Raw genomic sequence first — 18741 nt, forward strand, 5'->3', positions numbered from 1 at the left:
GCCGCGGACCCCAGTAGTGCCAGACATGTACGAATCGTGTCCCGGTTGCCTGGGGGAATCCTGTGTTCAACCTGAGGCGCAGCCGTGGGACGTCCTCGCGGAGGCGTCGGACGCGGTCGGACGCGGTCGGACGCCGTGGCCGAAGGCGGCATTGGCACTCCCCGGCCACCCGAATCCCTTGAGCCGCTTTCCGCGCAGCGCTCACTCTGATCACTGGCTTCCGCTCACCGGGCCGGAAGCGTTTTCAGCGTTCAGGGGAGGACGTCCACCCATGCGAAGACTCCATGCTCTCTGGGCCGTGGCAGGAGCGGCCGGACTGGTCGCGGGCGCGGTCGCGCCCGCGGCGGCCGGTCCCGTGTCGCCGGTCACCGAGCCGGGCGCCTTACGCCCGCAGAGTGCCGCCACGCCCGTCACCGGGCAGGGCGCCACGAGCACCCAGATCGTCACCCTCATCACTGGCGACACCGTGTCGCTCACCGCGGGACCGGACGGCAGGAGCGCTGTCGAGGTCCGGCGCGGCAAGGGCCGCGAGGCCGCCACCTTCCTGTCCAGCGAGAAGAACGGCGAGGTCAGTGTCCTGCCGGCGGACGCGATCCCGCTGATCCGGGCGGGCCGCCTCGACCCGGCCCTGTTCAACGTCACCCAGCTGGTCAAGCAGGGCTACACGGACGCCAAGACCGGCGTCACCCCCGTGATCGCGACGTACAGCAAGGGCAGCGCGACCCCGGAGGGCGCGCGCCGGACGCTCGCGCTGCCCGGCATCGACGGCGCCGCGCTGAGCGCGAGCAAGTCCCCCGCCTTCTGGGCGGACATCGCGCCGGCTCTCGGCACCGAGTCCACCTCGAAGGCCGCGAAGCAGCTCGGCGAGGGCATCGACAAGCTCTGGCTGGACGCCCAGGTGAAGGCGTCCCTCGACGTGAGTGTGGGACAGATCGGCGCGCCCGAGGTGTGGGAGGCGGGCTACGACGGCAAGGGCGTCAAGGTCGCGGTCCTCGACACGGGCGTGGACGCCGGGCATCCGGACCTCGCGGGGAGGATCGCGCAGTCGACGAGCTTCGTACCGGACGAGGCGGTGCAGGACGGCCATGGGCACGGCACCCATGTGGCGTCCACGATCGTCGGCTCGGGCGCGGCCTCGGAGGGCAGCCGCAAGGGGGTGGCGCCGGGCGCGGAGGTGCTGGTCGGCAAGGTGCTGAACAACGCGGGCCGGGGCCAGTCCTCCTGGATCATCGCGGGCATGGAGTGGGCGGCGCACTCCGGTGCGAAGATCGTGTCGATGTCGCTGGGCGGTACGGCGGCCGGTCCCTCCGACGTGCTCAGTGAGACCGTCGACGAGCTGTCCTCGTCCACCGGCACCCTCTTCGTGATCGCGTCGGGCAACTCGGGCCCGGGCGCGCAGACCGTGGGCACCCCTGGCATCGCCGACTCGGCGCTGACGGTGGGCGCGGTCGACAAGTCCGACGTACTGGCCCGGTTCTCCAGCCGGGGCCCGCGCCCCGGCGACTTCGCGGTCAAGCCGGAGATCACCGCGCCGGGCGTGGGCATCACGGCGGCCCGTGCCGCGGGCACCGCCATGGGCACGCCGGTGGACGACAACTACACGACGGCGAACGGTACTTCGATGGCGACCCCGCATGTCGCGGGCGCGGCGGCGCTGGTCGCGCAGGCCCATCCGGACTGGACGGGCCAGCAGATCAAGCAGTCCCTGGCCAGTACGGCGAAGACAAACGCCGACAACTCCGTGTTCGAGCAGGGCGACGGCCGGGTCGACGTCGTACGGGCGGTCGGTCAGCAGGTCTTCGCGACGCCGACGCTGAGCTTCGGCATGTTCGAGGACGGCGACACCGAGGTCGCCACCAAGGACATCACGTACACCAACACCACTGACAACGCGGTGGAGTTGACGCTCTCGTCGACGCTCGCCGACCTCTCCCTGGGCGGCAGCACCGTGACCGTGCCCGCGCTGGGCACCCTCACGGTCCCGGTCGGCGTCGACCCCGCGAAGGTGACCCGGGGCCGGTACACGGGTCACGTCACCGCTTCCGCCGACGGCGTCCAGGTCACCACGGGCGTCGGCTTCGAGAAGGCGCCGAAGACGTACGACCTCAAGGTCTCCCTCCTGAACCGCGACGGCAAGCCGACCAGCGGAGGGTCCCTCTTCACGTTCATGGAACTGAACGGCGCCCACCCCGACGGCTACGGTTTCCTCGGCTCCACGTCGACCTGGCAGGTCCCGGCCGGTACGTACTCCATCGCGGCCTGGATACCGGACCTGGACGCGGGCGGTCTGGCCGTCGGCACCTCCATCGTCGGCAACCCGGAGATCAAGGTCGGCGGGGACACCGAGGTCGTCCTCGACGCCCGCAAGGCCGTGGAGATCAAGCCGCGGACGAAGGACGACTCCGAGTTCCAGGGCTTCAGCACCAACTGGCACCGAGAGGGCCCCGGCAACGCCTGGGGGCTCACCTACAGCCAGGGCTTCTGGACCGACCACGTCTATGTGACACCGACCGAGCAGGTCACCGAGGGAACCCTGGAGTTCTCCGCCAAGTTCCGGCTGTACGCGAAGGAGTTGACGGCGAGTGTCACCGGCCCGGAGAAGTCCGCGCTGTCCTCGCTCTACTACTCGCAGACGTACGAGGACTTCCCGTTGAAGATCAGCGGTGACCGCAAAGTTCAGGCGGTGGACGCGGGCGGCGGCACCGAGGCCGACTTCGCGGGGCTCGACGTCAGGGGCAAGGTCGCGGTGGTCGGGCTCGGCGCCACGGAGCGGGCACAGAGCGCTCTGGACAACGCGACCAGGGCCGGCGCCGGTTACCTCATCGCGTACCGCAAGACCCCCGGCTTCTGGATCGAGGCCGTGGACCGCGCGACCACCGTCCCGCTGATGATCGCCACCGGCGAGGAGGGCGCCAAGCTCGCCGGCCTGCTGCAGACCGGCAAGAAGGTCACGCTGAAGCTGGGCGGCACACCGGTCAGCCCGTACGTCTACAACCTGCTCGCCGCGCAGACCGGCGCCATCTCCACGGACCAGACGTACCGCCTGGACGCTTCCAACACGGTGAAGCGGACGGCCCGTTACTACGGAGCGACGGCCGGCGAGCTCGGCGCGGACACCTTGTACACCTTCCGTCCCTGGCAGCTCTACGGCATCGAGAACAGCAAGTACATGCAGTTGGGCACGGAACGCGACGAGTACTACTACGTCGACCCCGACACCCGTACCTGGCACGTCGTCTACCCGAACTGGGAGGCGTTCAGGGGCCAGTGGAGCCCGCTGCGGACTTTCAGCGAGGCGGCCACGGAGAAGCAGGCGGAGAACTGGCTGCGTCAGGTCGTCCGCCCCGGAACCAGTGAGGAGTACGGACTCTCCGAACGCACCGGCGACCAACTCACCCTCTCGGTGGCGGAGTTGACCGACTCCACGCCGGGTCACTACGGCTACGTCGACGGCACCGACAGCACCGCGAAGGGCAAGCTCTACGCGGACGGGCAACTGGTCGGCGACTCACTGATCGGCGGGTACGGCGTCTTCGACGTGACGGCCGCGAAAGCCTCGTACCGCTTCGAGCTGGACGTACAGCGCCGGGCGGGCTGGGCCAAGTACTCCACCAGCAGCCACACCGCATGGACCTTCGCCTCGGCGCACACCGACGCCACGACGGCGCTGCCGCTGCTCACCGTCGGCATCGCCCCGAAGGGGCTGGACCTGCTCAACCGGGCGGACAGCAGGCGGGAGTTGGAGATCGCGCTGCCCGTCGCCGACCAGCTGGGGAGCGTCAGGGCGAGCAGCCTCAAGGCCTGGGTCTCCTTCGACGACGGCACGTCCTGGAAGCAGGTGAAGGTCCAGGGCGGCACGGCGCGGTTCAAGGCCGCGAAGGGCGCCGAGTCGGTGTCGCTGCGGGTGCGGGCCGCCGACCGGGACGGCAACGGGATCGACCAGACCGTAGTGCGGGCGTTCGGCCTGAAGTAGGCGACACCCGTAACTCGTGCACCAGCCTTAACAACGATCGTCTAGCGTGCCGAGCCATGGTGAACACGGCATATGACACGGCAAGACAGGCCCCTGCCGCGAGCCCCTGGTCCGCGGTGGGGGTCTCGGCCTTCGACGAGCTGGTGTACCAGTCGGTCCTCCATCAACCCGACGCGGGCGCGGCCGGCTGGGCCCTGCTGACCGGCGCCGCTCCCGCCCGGGTCCGCGAGTCCTGCAACCGGCTGCTCACGCTCGGTCTGCTGCAACCGCCGGACTCCATGGGCGGGTTACGCGCGGTCGACCCGCGGGTGGCGATCCGCGCGCTGATCCGGCGGCGTGAGACGGAGTCCGAACTGCTCTTTGCCACCGCCGAGGAGATGGCGACCGCGTACGAGGCGGGGCTGCTGCGGGAGGAGCCGTCCCGGCTGGTCGAGGTGGTCTCCGGGGAGGGCGCCAACGCGGCCCGGCTGGAAGAGCTGTACGCGCGCGCCGAGCACGAGGTGTGTGTCTTCGACACTCCCCCGTATCTGGCCCCGCGCACCCCGCAGTTGGACCTCCAGTCCGATCTGCTCAGCCGCGGGATCGTGTACCGCACGGTGTACGCGGCGACCGCCCTGGAGGATCCGGACGTCCTCTTCCACGCCTGGAAGATGGTCGAACTCGGCGAGCAGGCCCGGGTGTTGCCCTCGGTGCCGGTCAAGTTGCTGGTGGTCGACGGACGTCGGGCGATGCTTCCGCTGACCTCGTCCGACGCGGGCGGCTACTGCGCGGCGGTCGTCCGGCACTCGGCGGTGACCGAGGCGCTGCAGAAGCTCTTCGACCTGGCCTGGCAGCAGGCGACACCGCTCGGCCAGGGGGTCGGTGACGGTGAACTCTCCGAGGGCGAGCGGACGTTGACCCGGCTGCTGGCGGCCGGAATGAAGGACGAGGCGGTGGCCCGTCATCTCGGGGTGAGCCTCAGGACCCTGCGGCGACGGGTGAGCGAGTTGCAGGACCGGCTGGGTGCGGCGAGCCGGTTCCAGCTGGGGGTGCGGGCCGCTCAGCGGGGCTGGGTGTAGCTCGGTTCCGAGCCATGGGCCGGTCGCATACGAAGGGCCGCACCCCCCGAGCGGGGAGTGCGGCCCGACTGCCGTACCGGATCGCCTACTTGGTGATCAGGCTGCGCAGCACGTACTGGAGGATGCCGCCGTTGCGGTAGTAGTCGGCCTCACCCGGGGTGTCGATGCGGACGACCGCGTCGAACTCCACACCGGTGTCGGTGGTGACCTTGACCGTGCGGGGCGTGGTGCCCTCGTTCAGCTCGGTGATGCCGGTGAAGGAGAAGGACTCCTCGCCGGTCAGCCCGAGGGACTCGGCGGACTGGCCCGCCGGGTACTGGAGCGGGATGACGCCCATGCCGATGAGGTTCGAGCGGTGGATGCGCTCGTACGACTCGGCGATGACGGCCTTCACGCCGAGGAGCGCGGTGCCCTTGGCGGCCCAGTCGCGGGACGAGCCCGAGCCGTACTCCTTGCCGGCCAGGATGACCAGCGGGATGCCCTGCGCGATGTAGTTGCGCGAGGCGTCGTAGATGAAGGAGACCGGCCCGCCGTCGACGGTGAAGTCGCGGGTGTAGCCGCCTTCCGTACCCGGCGCGATCTGGTTGCGCAGGCGGATGTTGGCGAACGTGCCGCGGATCATGACCTCGTGGTTGCCGCGGCGCGAGCCGTAGCTGTTGAAGTCACGACGCTCGACACCGTGCTCCGTGAGGTACTTGCCTCCGGGGGTGTCGGCCTTGATCGCACCGGCCGGGGAGATGTGGTCGGTGGTGACCGAGTCGCCCAGCTTGGCGAGGACGCGGGCGCCGGCGATGTCCGAGACCGGGGTGGTCTCCATCGTCATGCCCTCGAAGTACGGGGGCTTGCGGACGTACGTCGACTGCGGGTCCCACTCGAAGGTGTTGCCGCTCGGGATCGGCAGCGCCTGCCACTGGGCGTCGCCCGCGAAGACGTCCTTGTAGGACTTGTTGAACATGTCCTCGCCGATGGCGTTCGCCACGACGTCGTTGACCTCGGCCTCGGTCGGCCAGATGTCTTCCAGGTAGACGGGCTTGCCGTCCTGGTCGACGCCCAGCGCGTCCTTGGTGATGTCCACCTTCATGGAACCCGCGAGGGCGTACGCGACGACCAGCGGCGGGGACGCCAGGTAGTTCATCTTGACGTCGGGGTTGATCCGGCCCTCGAAGTTACGGTTGCCGGAGAGCACCGACGTCACGGCCAGGTCATGGTCGTTGACGGCCTTGGAGACCTCCTCCGGCAGCGGGCCGGAGTTGCCGATGCAGGTGGTGCAGCCGTAGCCGACGAGGTTGAAGCCGACCTTGTCGAGGTAGGGGGTGAGCCCCGCCTTGTCGAAGTAGTCGGTGACGACCTTGGAGCCGGGCGCGAGGGTGGTCTTGACCCACGGCTTGCGGGTCAGGCCCTTCTCCACGGCCTTCTTCGCGACGAGCGCGGCGGCGACCATGACGTACGGGTTCGAGGTGTTGGTGCAGGAGGTGATGGCCGCGACCGTCACCGCACCGTGGTCGATCTCGTACGTCGAGCCGTCGGCGGCGGTCACGGTGACCGGGTTCGACGGGGCGCCGTTGGGCGCGACGGCCGGGGAGTCGGAGGCCGGGAAGGACTCCTTGCCCGCCTCGTCCACGTCGTCGACGTAGTTGCGGACGTCGACCTTGAACTGCTCGGCGGCGTTGGCGAGGACGATCCGGTCCTGCGGACGCTTCGGGCCGGCGATCGAGGGGACGACCGTCGAGAGGTCGAGCTCCAGCTTCTCGGAGAAGTCGGGCTCGGCGGCCGGGTCGAGCCAGAGGCCCTGCTCCTTGGCGTACGCCTCGACGAGCGCGACCTGCTGCTCGTCGCGGCCGGTGAGCTTCAGGTACTTCAGAGTCTCGCCGTCGATCGGGAAGATCGCGGCGGTGGAGCCGAACTCCGGCGACATGTTGCCGATGGTGGCACGGTTCGCGAGGGAGGTGGCGGCCACGCCCTCGCCGTAGAACTCGACGAACTTGCCGACGACACCGTGCTTGCGGAGCATCTCGGTGATCGTGAGCACGAGGTCCGTGGCGGTGGTACCGGCCGGCAGCTCACCGGTCAGCTTGAAGCCGACGACGCGCGGGATGAGCATCGAGACGGGCTGGCCCAGCATCGCGGCCTCGGCCTCGATACCGCCGACGCCCCAGCCCAGCACACCGAGGCCGTTGACCATGGTGGTGTGCGAGTCGGTGCCGACGAGGGTGTCGGGGTACGCCTGGCCGTTGCGGACCATGACCGTACGGGCCAGGTGCTCGATGTTGACCTGGTGGACGATGCCGGTGCCGGGCGGGACGACCTTGAACTCGTCGAACGCGGTCTGGCCCCAGCGCAGGAACTGGTAGCGCTCCTTGTTGCGGCCGTACTCCAGCTCGACGTTCTGGCCGAAGGCCTCCGGCGTACCGAACTTGTCGGCGATGACGGAGTGGTCGATGACCAGCTCGGCGGGGGCGAGGGGGTTGATCTTCGCCGGGTCGCCGCCGAGCTCCTTGACGGCCTCACGCATGGTGGCGAGGTCGACGACACAGGGCACGCCGGTGAAGTCCTGCATGATCACGCGGGCCGGCGTGAACTGGATCTCCTGGCTGGGCTGCGCCTGCGAGTCCCAGCCACCGAGGGCCCGGATGTGGTCGGCGGTGATGTTCGCGCCGTCCTCGGTACGGAGCAGGTTCTCCAGCAGCACCTTCAGGCTGTACGGAAGGCGAGCCGAGCCTTCCACCTTGTCCAGCCGGAAGATCTCGTACGACTCGTCGCCCACGCTGAGCGTGCTACGGGCGTCGAAGCTGTTCGCCGACACGACAGTCTCCTTCATTGATGTGCGCGTTCCACCGCATCCTGCCGCCACGCCTACTTGGCCGATCCGCTAAGGTAAGGCTAAGTTAGGCAAGCCTTAGTCGTGGGCAGATATCTCGATGTCGAGATAACTCTAGTACATGGGTGGCGGATGGTCATGCCCGGCCGCCGTGTGATGTGGCCATCACCGCGCCGATTCGGGGTAACCGACCCCTATGCCTCTCACCTTCCGCAAGAGCTTCCGGATCCTCCCGGGAGTACGACTGAACATCAACAAGGGCTCCTGGTCGATCACGACCGGCGGCCGCCACGGACCCCGCCGCACCCACAGCAGCACAGGACGGCGTACGACGTCCATGGACCTGCCGGGACCTTTCGGGTGGCGTCGCACCCGTTCCGCCAAGCGCCGCTGACGGTACGTCACCCACACGGACTCCCCCAGAAGGCGTCATCTCATATCTGAGATAGCCTCAACCTCATGGCAGACGACTACCTCGTACGTATCGGCAAGCTCATCCGTGACGCCAGGCAGCACCGGGGCTGGACTCAGTCGCAACTCGCCGAGGCGCTCGGCACCAGTCAGAGCGCCGTCAATCGCATCGAGCGCGGCAATCAAAACATCAGCCTTGAGATGATCGCCCGAATCGGTGAAGCCCTCGACAGTGAAATCGTCTCGCTGGGCTACGCGGGTCCCATGCATCTGCGGGTGGTCGGCGGTCGTCGGCTGTCCGGCTCGATCGACGTCAAGACCAGCAAGAACGCCTGCGTCGCGCTGCTGTGCGCCTCGCTCCTCAACAAGGGGCGCACGGTGCTGCGCCGGGTCGCCCGCATCGAAGAGGTGTACCGCCTGCTGGAGGTGCTCGGCTCGATCGGCGTACGGACGCGGTGGATCAACGAGGGCGTCGACCTGGAGATCGTGCCGCCGGGCGAGTTGAACATGGAGGCCATCGACGCCGCGGCGGCCCGCCGTACGCGCTCGATCATCATGTTCCTCGGGCCGTTGCTGCACCGTATGGACAGCTTCCAACTGCCGTACGCCGGCGGCTGCGACCTCGGCACCAGGACCATCGAGCCGCACATGATCGCGCTGCGCCGGTTCGGGCTCGACATCGCGGCGACCGAAGGGCTGTACCACGCCCGGGTCGACCGCTCGGTCTCCCCCGGCCGCCCGATCGTGCTGACCGAGCGCGGGGACACCGTCACCGAGAACGCGCTGCTCGCCGCCGCGCGCCACGACGGCACGACGGTCATCCGCAACGCGTCGTCGAACTACATGGTCCAGGACCTGTGCTTCTTCCTGGAGGCGCTGGGCGTACGGGTCGAGGGCATCGGCACCACCACGCTCACCGTGCACGGCGTACCGACCATCGACGTGGACGTGGACTACTCGCCCTCCGAGGACCCGGTCGAGGCGATGAGCCTGCTGGCGGCCGCGGTCGTCACCGAGTCCGAACTGACCGTGTGCCGGGTGCCGATCGAGTTCCTGGAGATCGAGCTGGCGGTCCTGGAGGAGATGGGGCTCGATCACGACCGTACGCCCGAGTACTTCGCCGACAACGGCCGTACGCGACTGGTGGACCTGACGGTCCGGCCCTCCAAGCTGGAGGCGCCGATCGACAAGATCCACCCGATGCCTTTCCCGGGCCTGAACATCGACAACGTCCCCTTCTTCGCGGCCATCGCGGCGGCGGCCCAGGGCAAGACCCTCATCCACGACTGGGTCTACGACAACCGCGCGATCTACCTGACCGACCTGAACCGCCTCGGCGGACGCCTCCAACTCCTCGATCCGCACAGGGTGCTGGTCGAGGGCCCGACCCGCTGGCGCGCCGCCGAGATGATGTGCCCACCCGCCCTGCGGCCCGCCGTGGTCGTCCTGCTGGCGATGATGGCGGCGGAGGGCACGTCGGTGCTGCGCAACGTGTACGTCATCAACCGCGGCTACGAGGATCTGGCGGAGCGGCTCAACTCGGTGGGGGCGCAGATCGAGATCTTCCGGGACATCTGAACGACGGATGCCGCCGCACCCTTTCTGACCTGCATGGATGCTGGCCAGAAAGGGGTGCGGCGGCACCTGTGGGACTTCTCTGGGACTTTGGGCCAGGACCGGGCTTCTGCCGGTCGGCCGGGCTACGCGAAGACCGCGTCGATGGCGGTGCTGCCGCACGCACCGGCGCGGGGCAGGAAGTGCGCGTACTTCCGCAGCGTGAACCCGGGGTCCGAGTGGCCGAGCCACCGGGCCAGGGACACGACCGACTCACCGGCCTCCAGTTGCTCGGAGGCGTAGAAGTGGCGCAGCGCATGGTAGCCGTGTTCTCGGGACGACTCCCAGACTCGGGCCCCGTCCAGGGCGCTCTCCTCCAGGGTGGGCGATCACGCCGGCCCCGGCCAGGGCCGGCTTCCAGACGTGGGAGTTGAAGTAGTTCCGGTTGATCGCCTTGCGTTCACGCCCCGTCACCAGGAGGTTGTACGTCCTCGGCCGCCGGTGCTTGGCCTCCACCGACGTCTGGGCCGGGCGGGGGTCGTGCCACGCCATGGTGACACGCCGCGGACCTTGCGGCCCTTGGGGAGCGCGAAGCACAGCTTCGTCCGCACCATCTTGATCTGACGGCGGACGTGGACTACGTCCGCATCGAAGTCGATGTCCTCCATGGACAGGCCGAACGCTTCTCCCTGTCGGAGTCCGAGGCCGGCTCCGATCTCGACGAGGACGCGCTAGCGCTCGGACAGAGTTGCTCGGACCGCCAGGACACGGTCGGGCGCCACGCCTCGACCCTGCCGGGCGCGGCTGCCGGAGGGCGGACGGTACTGGCGCGGCATGGGTTGCGTGCAAGGCGACGGTCTTCGACGGCGGCTTGGAGTACGCCCGACAGCGTCGCCCAGACGAGGCGGATCGAGGTAGGGCCGAGGTCCTTCTCCAACCGCTTCTTCCAGCCCCGCAACGCCTCCGTTCCGACGCTGTTCAGCGGCAGCGCATCGAGGTGCGGAACGATGTGCCGACGGACCCGCTGCTCGATGCGTTCGAGAGTGGACGGGTCGCCGCTCTGGGTGGGCCACCAGTGAGTCGCGATGTAGTCCTTGAGGGAGATGGCTCCATCGCGTGGATCGACGAACTCGCCTCGACGGGCGTCGGTCTGGGCCTGCGCGAGCCAGGTCTTGGCATCCTGGAGTGCGTCGAAGAATCGGTCCTTGACAGCGGGGATGCCCTCGACGCGGTAGCGAGTGCACTTGCCGTACATGGCCGTACATGGCCGTGCGCTCGCGTCTACCGGTCTTGGGGTTGGGGCGCTTCCTGAGCCATCGGTCTTCTATGTGGCCGGCCAGGTGGAACTCCTTGAAGAAGGGCAGATGCGGTGCTCTAGGACACGAGGGCGTCAGGCACCGGGGATGTAGGCAACCCGCTGCTGGGGTGCGGTACTCAGCGGGCTCCGGGCCGTGTTGGAGCGGGAGTCGGCCTGCTCCTGTTCGCGGATCCAGCTGTCGAGGGCTTCGCGCCGGTACATGACACGGCCGCGAGGACCCGTCCGGAAGCTGGGCGGGCCCTGCCGCCGGTGCCGCCAGACGTAGAGCGTGTGAGGTGAGAGGCCGAGGTATTCGGCGGCGTCCTTGACGGTCAGGAAGGCCGCGGCAGAGACGAGCTGGTAGCGCGCGGGCATGAGAACTTTCTGCGAGATTGCGGCCCAGGGGCACGAGCGGGAGGAGCGGGCTGAGTTCCCTCTGATCGGGATCCGGTGAAACTGGAGCTGCGCGGAGGAGTCGTAACTTGCGCTGGCCTACCGGCTGGTCGTCGCTGCGAACGGACCTGTGCCCGACACCCGCACCGCGGAGAACGCGGACATCGGGCGACGTTGCACGACAGCGGGTGTGAACCACCGGGACAGGCGCAGGTTTTGGCTACTGGTCCCAGCTTTCGGCTTCGGTCTGTGTCTGCTCGGTCGGCTGCTGGCCGGCCTCGCGTCCGCCGGCGCTGACCAGACCTGTCTCGTAGGCGACGATGACGGCCTGGACACGGTCGCGGAGTCCGAGCTTGGCGAGGATGCGGGCGACGTGGGTCTTGACGGTCGCCTCGGCCAGGTGGAGGCGGGTGGCGAGTTCGGCGTTGCTCAGTCCTCGGGCCAGCAGGCCGAGGACCTCCAGTTCGCGCGGGGTGAGTGAGGCGAGGTCGCGGTGGAGGGCGGCGGTGTCGCTGCCGTGCTGGGCGAACCTCTGGACGAGGCGGCGGGTGATGGCGGGCGCGAGGAGGGCGTCGCCGGTGCGGACCGTGCGGATGGCCGCGGTCAGCTGCTCGGGGGTGACGTCCTTGAGGAGGAAGCCGCTGGCCCCGGCGGACAGTGCCGCGTAGACGTACCGGTCGAGGTCGAAGGTGGTCAGGATGATGACGCGGGGTGTGTCGGGGGCGCCGTTGAGGATGCGGCGGGTGGCCTCCAGGCCGTCCATCTCGGGCATCCGTACGTCCATCAGGACCACGTCGGGCCGGGTGCGGCGGACCCCTTCGACCGCTTCGGTTCCGTTGGTCGCCTCGGCGACGACGTCGATGCCGTCGGCCCGGAGGATCAGCCGGAATCCGGTGCGGACCAGAGTCTGGTCGTCGGCGACGAGCACCCGCAGCGGCTCGGTCACGGTGTCTCCAAGGGGATCAGGGCCTCCACACGGTAGCCGCCGGTCAGGCGCCGGCCTGTGGTCAGGGTTCCGTCGTGGACGGCGAGGCGCTCGCGCAGGCCGATCAGGCCCCGGCCGTTTCCGGTGGGCGCGCCCGCGCCCGGGTGTCCACCGGTGTCGGTGACTTCCACCCGGAGCCGTTCCGGGCCGTATTCGACGGTCACGGCGGCGGTGGCGCCGGACGCGTGCTTCACGGTGTTGGTCAGGGCTTCCTGGACCACGCGGTAGGCGGCGAGTTCGAGGCCGGGCGGGAGGGGGCGGGGCGGGCCGGTCACGGTCAGGCCGACGGGCAGGCCGGTGTCGCGGACCCGTCCGACCAGGGTTTCCAGCTGGTCCAGGCCGGGTTGCGGGGTCAGCTCCGTGGCCGTGTCGGCCAGGTCCGCAGCTGCGTCCGTCCCCTCGCCCTCGTCGGTCATGGTGAGCAGTCCCATGACGTGGCGCAGCTCGGTCATGGCCGCCCGTCCGCCCGCCTCGACGGCGAGCAGCGCCTCGCCTGCCTCCTCGGGGGAGGTTTTCATGATCTTGCGGGCGGCGCCCGCCTGGATGATCATCACGCTGACGTTGTGCGTGACGACGTCGTGCAGTTCGCGCGCGATCCTGGCCCGCTCGTGCTCGACCGCCCGGCGCAGCGCCTCGGCCTGTTCGCGTTCCAGGGCGGAGAGCCGGGTGCGGCCCTCGTCGGTGCGGAGTTTCCAGGTACGCAGGCCGACGGCGGCCACGGCCATCGGGACCAGGATCAGCAGGGCGATGTATTCGTTGGGGACGATCGGGGTCACCGAGTTCCCCGAGGTGCCGACCAGGATGACCGACACGGGCAGCGCCGCCAGGGTCGCCACCCGGTACGGGCTGTAGACGGCGGCGCTGTAGACGGCGATGACGAACGCGTAGAAGGTCAGCCGCATGACGCTCTGCGGTGTCGCCAGTGTCGCGGCCGTCACGACGCACAGCACGGCGAGCGGGTAGCGGCGGCGCAGCGCCAGGGCACCGGAGGCGATGGCCGCGAGGGTCACCATGAGGGCCAGGCCGCCGGGTCCGGACGGGCGCCGAATGACGTACTCCACGCCAGGTGCGATCTCACGGATCACGACGTTGTTGGCGTTGTCGATGCCGTAGTAGACGGTGACGATTCCGAGTACCAGTGCCACCAACGCGTCGAACTGCCAGGCGCGCCGGGTGAGTTGTAGCGGCGGGCCGCTCGGAAGCCTGGCGTCGCGGACCGTCCGGCGGGCGGCTTCCAGCAGCCGTTCCAGCGTCGTACGTACGTCCATCACCGGTTCATTGTCGCCGCCGTGCGGACTCGTGGAGTCCGTCCCTGTGGTCATTCTCATCGCCCTTGATACATCACCCGCCTACATCGCAGGGATGACGTTTGAGGGGCTCAACCCAGCGCGGTACCGCAAGGGGTTCGGGCGGGGGACGCGTGCGGGCCGGGCCCGCTCCTAGCGTTCACCCAGCCAACTGCCCCTACCTGAGGAGTCTTTCGTGACCACGCCGGTGATCGAACTGCGCGAGGTGAGCCGACGGTACGACGACGGCCCGCCCGCTCTGCACGAGGTGTCGCTGACCGTGCGGCCCGGCGAGGCCGTCGCGATCCTCGGCCCTTCCGGCAGCGGCAAGTCCACGCTGCTCAATCTGATCGCGGGCCTGGACCGGCCCGACACGGGGACCGTCACCGTGGACGGGGTGCGGGTGGACCGGCTGGGCGAAGCCGGATCGGCGCTCTACCGGCGGTCGAGGATCGGCATGGTCTTCCAGTTCTTCAACCTGCTCGACGATCTGACCGTCGCGGACAACGTCGTCCTGCCCGCGCGCCTCGCGGGTACGGCACGTGGTGAGGCGGACCGCCGGACGGCGGAACTCCTGGAACTGCTGGGCATCGACCGGCACGCCCGCGCCTACCCGGGACGGCTGTCCGGCGGCGAGCGGCAACGCGTCGCGGTGGCCCGGGCGTTGATGAACCGGCCGGCGCTGCTCCTGGCCGACGAGCCGACCGGGGCCCTCGACACGGCCGCCGGACAGGACGTCAGCGAGCTGCTCACCGACCTCAATGCCGAGGGCCAGACCGTCGTCGTGGTCACCCACGACCTGGCTCTGGCCCGGTCCTGCACGAACCGTACGGTCCGGATCGCCGACGGCCGGATCACCGAGGACGTCCGGTCACAGGCCGTCGCCCCGGAGGCCGTCCGATGAGCGCACTCGGCAAGGTGGTGCGCTCGGGGGTGGGACGACGCCGGGTGCAGACGCTGGTGATCGGGCTCGCCACGATGATGGCGGTGGCCGCCTCCGTCCTCGGCGGATCGCTGCTCGTGGTCTCCGGCGCACCCTTCGACGACGCCTTCACCAAGCAGCACGGCGCGCATCTGTCCGTCCAGTTCGACGCGGGCAAGGTGGGTGCCGCGCGGCTGTCGAGGTCCAAGGACACCGAAGGGGTGAGCAGTGCGGCCGGGCCGTTCCCTACGACGACGGTCACCCCGCGGTCGGAGGGGGCGGGCCCCGAGTGGCCGATCACCGTGGTCGGCCGGGGCGATCTGGGCCGGGACGTCGACGAGGTGGCGCTGCTCGACGGGCGGTGGCCCACGCGCTCCGGCGAGATCGTACTGTCCGCCGACTCCTCGATTTTCGCGACCATGGGCATGAAGATCGCCTTCCCTGATCTGTCCGGCGATCCGGCACTGACGGTGGTCGGTGTGGCCCGCTCGGTCACGCAGACCGCTGATGCCTGGGTGGTTCCGTCCCAGATGCCGGCGCTCACCGCGCCCGGCAGCGGCGGCTACCAGATGCTGTACCGCTTCACCGACGCGGGCACCGCCGCGCAGGTCATCGCGGGCGGCAAGGCGGTGACGCAATCCCTGCCGCCGGGAGCGGCCGTCGGCGAACAGTCATGGCTCACCGTCAAGAAGACCGCCGAGCAGGACACCGCTGTCTACGTCCCGTTCCTCATCGCGTTCGGCGCCCTGGGCCTGGTCATGTCGGTGCTCATCGTCGGCAACGTCGTCGCGTCTGCGGTCGGCACAGGAACGCGCCGTATCGGCATTCTCAAGGCCGTCGGCTTCACCCCGGCCCAGGTCGTGCGGGCCTACGTGGGCCAGGCGCTGATCCCGGCCGCGATCGGCACGGCCCTCGGTGTCCTCGCCGGCCATCTGCTCGCCGTCCCCGTACTGGCCGAGGCCGAGGAGGTCTACGGCACCTCGTCCCTGACCGTCGCCCCCTGGGTGGACCTGGCGGTGATCGCCGGGGTGCTCGGCCTGGTGGCGGCGACCGCGTGGGCGAGTGCCTGGCGGGCAGGCCGACTGCGTACGGTCGACGCACTCGCCGTCGGGCGTACCGCCTCGGCGGGGCGCGGCCGGTGGGCGGCCCGGCTGGCCGGACGGCTGCCGTTGCCGCAGCCGGTCGCCCTGGGCCTGGCCCGGCCCTTCGTGCGGCCCGCCCGCTCGCTGGCCATGGGCACGGCGGTCCTGTTCGGCGCCGTAGCCGTCACGTTCACCGTGGGGATGGGCGCCTCGCTCGGCGAGGTGATGAAGGCCAGGGCCCACGACGCCGCCGATGTCGTCGTGCCCACGCCCCTGCCGGACTTCGGCCCTCAGGGTCCTGCCACCGAGAAGCAGCCCGAGGTCGATCCCGCCGCGGTCGCCGCGGCCATCGAGGCCGCCGCCGGAACCGGGAAGTACTACAGCGCCGCGACGGTACGGGCGACCGTGTCCGGCCTGACCGGCACCGTCAACGTGAACGCCTTCACCGGCGACGCCTCCTGGGGCGGATACACGATGGTCTCGGGCCGCTGGATCGGCAACCCCGGCGAGGCCGTGGTCCCGACCCCCTTCCTGGCCGCCACCGGCACCCGCATCGGCGACACCCTCACCCTGAACGGCCTGGCCGAGCCGGTCACGGTCCGGATCGTCGGCGAGGTTCTCGACCCGCGCAACGACGGCATGCAGGTCTTCACCGACGCCTCGACCCTCACGATCGCCCATCCCGACCTGGCGGAGACCAGCCATCACATCGCGGTCACCTCAGGCACCGACGTGACCGGCTACGTCGATGCGCTGAACAAGGACCTGGCACCGCTGGGAGTCACCGCTCGGGCCGGTGGGCTCGACTCCGGCAGCGACATGGTCGTCACGCTCAACGCGCTGTCCGCGATCCTCACGCTGATGCTCGTCGCCGTGGCCGCGCTCGGCGTACTGAACGGCGTCCTGCTCGACACCCGCGAGCGCGTCCGGGAGATCGGTGTCCACAAGGCGCTCGGCATGACCCCCCGCCAGACCGTCGCAATGGTCCTCACCTCGGTCGTCCTGACCGGACTGGTCGCGGGCGCGCTGGGCGTGCCGCTCGGCGTGGCCCTGCACGGCTGGGTCGTCCCCGCGATGGGCGACAGCGTGGGACTCCGCCTCCCCCGTTCCGTCATCGCCGTCTACCACGCGGCCGAGCTGCTCCCCCTCGCGCTCGGCGGCCTGCTCATCGCCACCCTGGGTGCGCTCCTGCCCGCCGGCTGGGCCGCCAGAGCCCGAACCGCCATAGCCCTGCGCACCGAATAGGAGATCAGGTTCAGAGCCCGTACCTCCGACCCCCACCGCAGGAACGGTGGGGGTCGGTTGGCTGGTTTCCTCCACGTGCCCTGCCGGTGCAAAACGCCATCTCCAAGCCGCGTCCCGCCGTCCCGGTGGCGCAAAAGCGCGCTTCTGAAAACGATTGTCATCGTGCTACGGTCGGTGCGCGTTCAACCTTTGACCATGCCTTTACTCGGAGTGTCCCGTGCGTCTCCCGGCCCGTTCTGTCTCCCTCACCGCGGTCACCACCGCGGCCTCCGCCCTGCTCACGGGCTGTTTCTCGTCGACGGGCACCGGCGAGGGCGCCGCCTCCGGTGACGGCAAGCGGATCCGTGTCGCGATGATGCAGCCGCCCCGCTCGGGCCTGTCGCCGCTGTCCGACGACGCGTTCAAGCTGTCGCGCTGGTCGACCGCCGAGACCCTGGTGAAGCTGAACGCGGAGGGCGACGCGCAGCCCGCGCTGGCCACCGGGTGGAAGCAGTCGGGCAAGAAGTGGACGTTCACGCTCCGCGACGGCGTCACCTTCCACGACGGTACGAAGCTGACCGGCGAGACCGTCGTCAACTCCCTCACCGAGGCGGCCACCGCCGCGCCCAAGCCCCGCATCCTCGACGGCGTGGACCTGACCGCGCAGGCCGACGGCAACACCGTCACCGTCACCACGGGCACCGAGGACCCGCTGGTCCCGCAGCGCCTCAGCTCGCCGCAGCTGTCGATCCTCGCGGCGAAGGCGTACAAGGGGAAGACCGTCAACCCGCTGGGTGCAGGCACCGGTCCGTTCGAGCTGACGAAGGTCAACGGCACCTCGTCCGCCGCCCTCGACCGCTACGACGACTACTGGGGCGGCAAGGCCAAGGCCCCCGGCATCGATGTGAAGTTCGTACCGGACGGAACCGCCCGCGCGGCCTCCCTGCGCAGCGGTGAGGCCGACATCGTGGAGGCGGTCCCGGTGTCGCAGGCCGCCGTGCTCGACCAGGACCTGATCACCGAGGTCCCGATGCCCCGCACCAACACCCTTTACCTGAACACCGAGAAGGGCGTCTTCACGGACGCCTCCCTGCGCGCCGCCGCCCGCGCGGCCATCGACGCGAAGTCGATCGTCGAGGGTGTGTACGAGGGGCGGGCGGATGTCGCCGAGGGCCTGCTGGGCCCCGCGCTCCCCTGGGCCGCCGAGCTGCGGTCGGCCGTGAAGCGCACCAAGGCCGGTGACCCGGACGGCAAGAGCATCACCATCGGCACCTTCACCGACCGCGCCGAGCTGCCCGAGGTCGCGGCCACGCTGCAACAGCAGCTGCAGAAGGCCGGGTTCAAGGTGAAGCTCGACGTGCGCGAGTACGCGAACATCGAATCCGACGCGCTGGCGGGCGAGTTCGACGCGTTCATCCTCTCCCGGGCGACCGTCCTCGACTCCGGCGACCCGGCAGCGTACCTGTACAGCGACTTCGCCTCCGACGGCTCCTTCAACATCTCCCAGCTCTCCGACAAGACCGTCGACACGGCCCTCGACACGGCCGCCGACACCGCTGCCGGTGACGCCCGCCGCAAGGCCGTCATCGACGCCGAGGCCGCCGTCCTCACCACCGACGCCGCCGTGCCGATGCTCCACGAGCGCGTCATCCAGGGCGACGCGGCCACCGTCGTGGACGCGGCGCACGACCCGCGCGAGCGGGAGCTGGTCACGGCGGACACCTACGTCAAGTGAGGA

At 69.8% G+C, this 18741-nt stretch carries 12 protein-coding genes; 7 read left to right on the plus strand and 5 right to left on the minus strand.

Annotated elements, in window-relative coordinates:
* Positions 1-271 precede the first annotated feature (271 nt).
* Together ACH4TV_RS24605 and ACH4TV_RS24610 are read left to right on the plus strand one after the other, a co-directional pair.
* On the plus strand, positions 272-3973 hold the full coding sequence (locus ACH4TV_RS24605) for a S8 family peptidase (RefSeq protein WP_398401524.1): 3702 nt from the start codon (positions 272-274) through the stop codon (positions 3971-3973).
* A 56-nt stretch (positions 3974-4029) separates the two neighbouring features.
* Complete coding sequence (locus ACH4TV_RS24610) at positions 4030-5031, plus strand: response regulator transcription factor (protein WP_398401526.1); 1002 nt, start codon at positions 4030-4032, stop codon at positions 5029-5031.
* A gap of 85 nt (positions 5032-5116) precedes the next feature.
* Here ACH4TV_RS24610 and acnA read toward each other — a convergent pair whose 3' ends face one another.
* Positions 5117-7834, minus strand: coding sequence for an aconitate hydratase AcnA (gene acnA / locus ACH4TV_RS24615; RefSeq protein WP_398401528.1), 2718 nt, complete (start codon positions 7832-7834; stop codon positions 5117-5119).
* 211 nt (positions 7835-8045) lie between these two features.
* Here acnA and ACH4TV_RS24620 point away from each other — a divergent pair, with 211 nt between their 5' ends.
* Entirely contained in the window at positions 8046-8243 is a 198-nt protein-coding gene (locus ACH4TV_RS24620) for a DUF4236 domain-containing protein (RefSeq protein ID WP_398401530.1), read from the plus strand.
* Positions 8244-8308: 65 nt separating this feature from the next.
* A complete protein-coding gene (locus ACH4TV_RS24625) occupies positions 8309-9838 on the plus strand; it encodes a helix-turn-helix domain-containing protein (RefSeq protein ID WP_398401532.1) in 1530 nt (509 codons plus the stop codon).
* A gap of 613 nt (positions 9839-10451) precedes the next feature.
* Here the strand turns inward: ACH4TV_RS24625 and ACH4TV_RS24630 are convergent.
* The 4 genes from ACH4TV_RS24630 to ACH4TV_RS24645 all read right to left on the minus strand — a co-directional run bounded on the left by ACH4TV_RS24630 (position 10452) and on the right by ACH4TV_RS24645 (position 13757).
* Positions 10452-11069, minus strand: a complete 618-nt coding sequence (locus ACH4TV_RS24630) for a hypothetical protein (RefSeq protein ID WP_398401534.1) — start codon at positions 11067-11069, stop codon at positions 10452-10454.
* Between the two features lie 135 nt (positions 11070-11204).
* On the minus strand, positions 11205-11486 hold the full coding sequence (locus ACH4TV_RS24635) for a helix-turn-helix transcriptional regulator (RefSeq protein ID WP_398401536.1): 282 nt from the start codon (positions 11484-11486) through the stop codon (positions 11205-11207).
* A gap of 238 nt (positions 11487-11724) precedes the next feature.
* The gene (locus tag ACH4TV_RS24640) at positions 11725-12450 is read right to left on the minus strand and encodes a response regulator (protein WP_398401538.1); all 726 of its coding nucleotides are present in this window, start codon (positions 12448-12450) and stop codon (positions 11725-11727) included.
* On the minus strand, positions 12447-13757 hold the full coding sequence (locus ACH4TV_RS24645) for a sensor histidine kinase (RefSeq protein WP_398401641.1): 1311 nt from the start codon (positions 13755-13757) through the stop codon (positions 12447-12449). The genes ACH4TV_RS24640 and ACH4TV_RS24645 overlap by 4 nt, the downstream gene beginning before the upstream one ends.
* Before the next feature lie 214 nt (positions 13758-13971).
* On the opposite strand from ACH4TV_RS24645, the gene ACH4TV_RS24650 reads away from it, so the two are divergent.
* The 3 genes from ACH4TV_RS24650 to ACH4TV_RS24660 all read left to right on the plus strand — a co-directional run bounded on the left by ACH4TV_RS24650 (position 13972) and on the right by ACH4TV_RS24660 (position 18738).
* Positions 13972-14679 (plus strand): ABC transporter ATP-binding protein, encoded by a 708-nt coding sequence (locus ACH4TV_RS24650; protein ID WP_398401540.1) that lies wholly within the window; start codon positions 13972-13974, stop codon positions 14677-14679.
* Positions 14676-17024, plus strand: coding sequence for an ABC transporter permease (locus ACH4TV_RS24655; RefSeq protein WP_398401542.1), 2349 nt, complete (start codon positions 14676-14678; stop codon positions 17022-17024). The genes ACH4TV_RS24650 and ACH4TV_RS24655 overlap by 4 nt, the downstream gene beginning before the upstream one ends.
* Before the next feature lie 217 nt (positions 17025-17241).
* On the plus strand, positions 17242-18738 hold the full coding sequence (locus ACH4TV_RS24660) for an ABC transporter substrate-binding protein (RefSeq protein WP_398401544.1): 1497 nt from the start codon (positions 17242-17244) through the stop codon (positions 18736-18738).
* The last annotated feature ends 3 nt before the right edge of the window (positions 18739-18741 follow it).

It is taken from the genome of Streptomyces sp. NPDC020898 (assembly GCF_044333925.1).
Classification (GTDB): domain Bacteria; phylum Actinomycetota; class Actinomycetes; order Streptomycetales; family Streptomycetaceae; genus Streptomyces.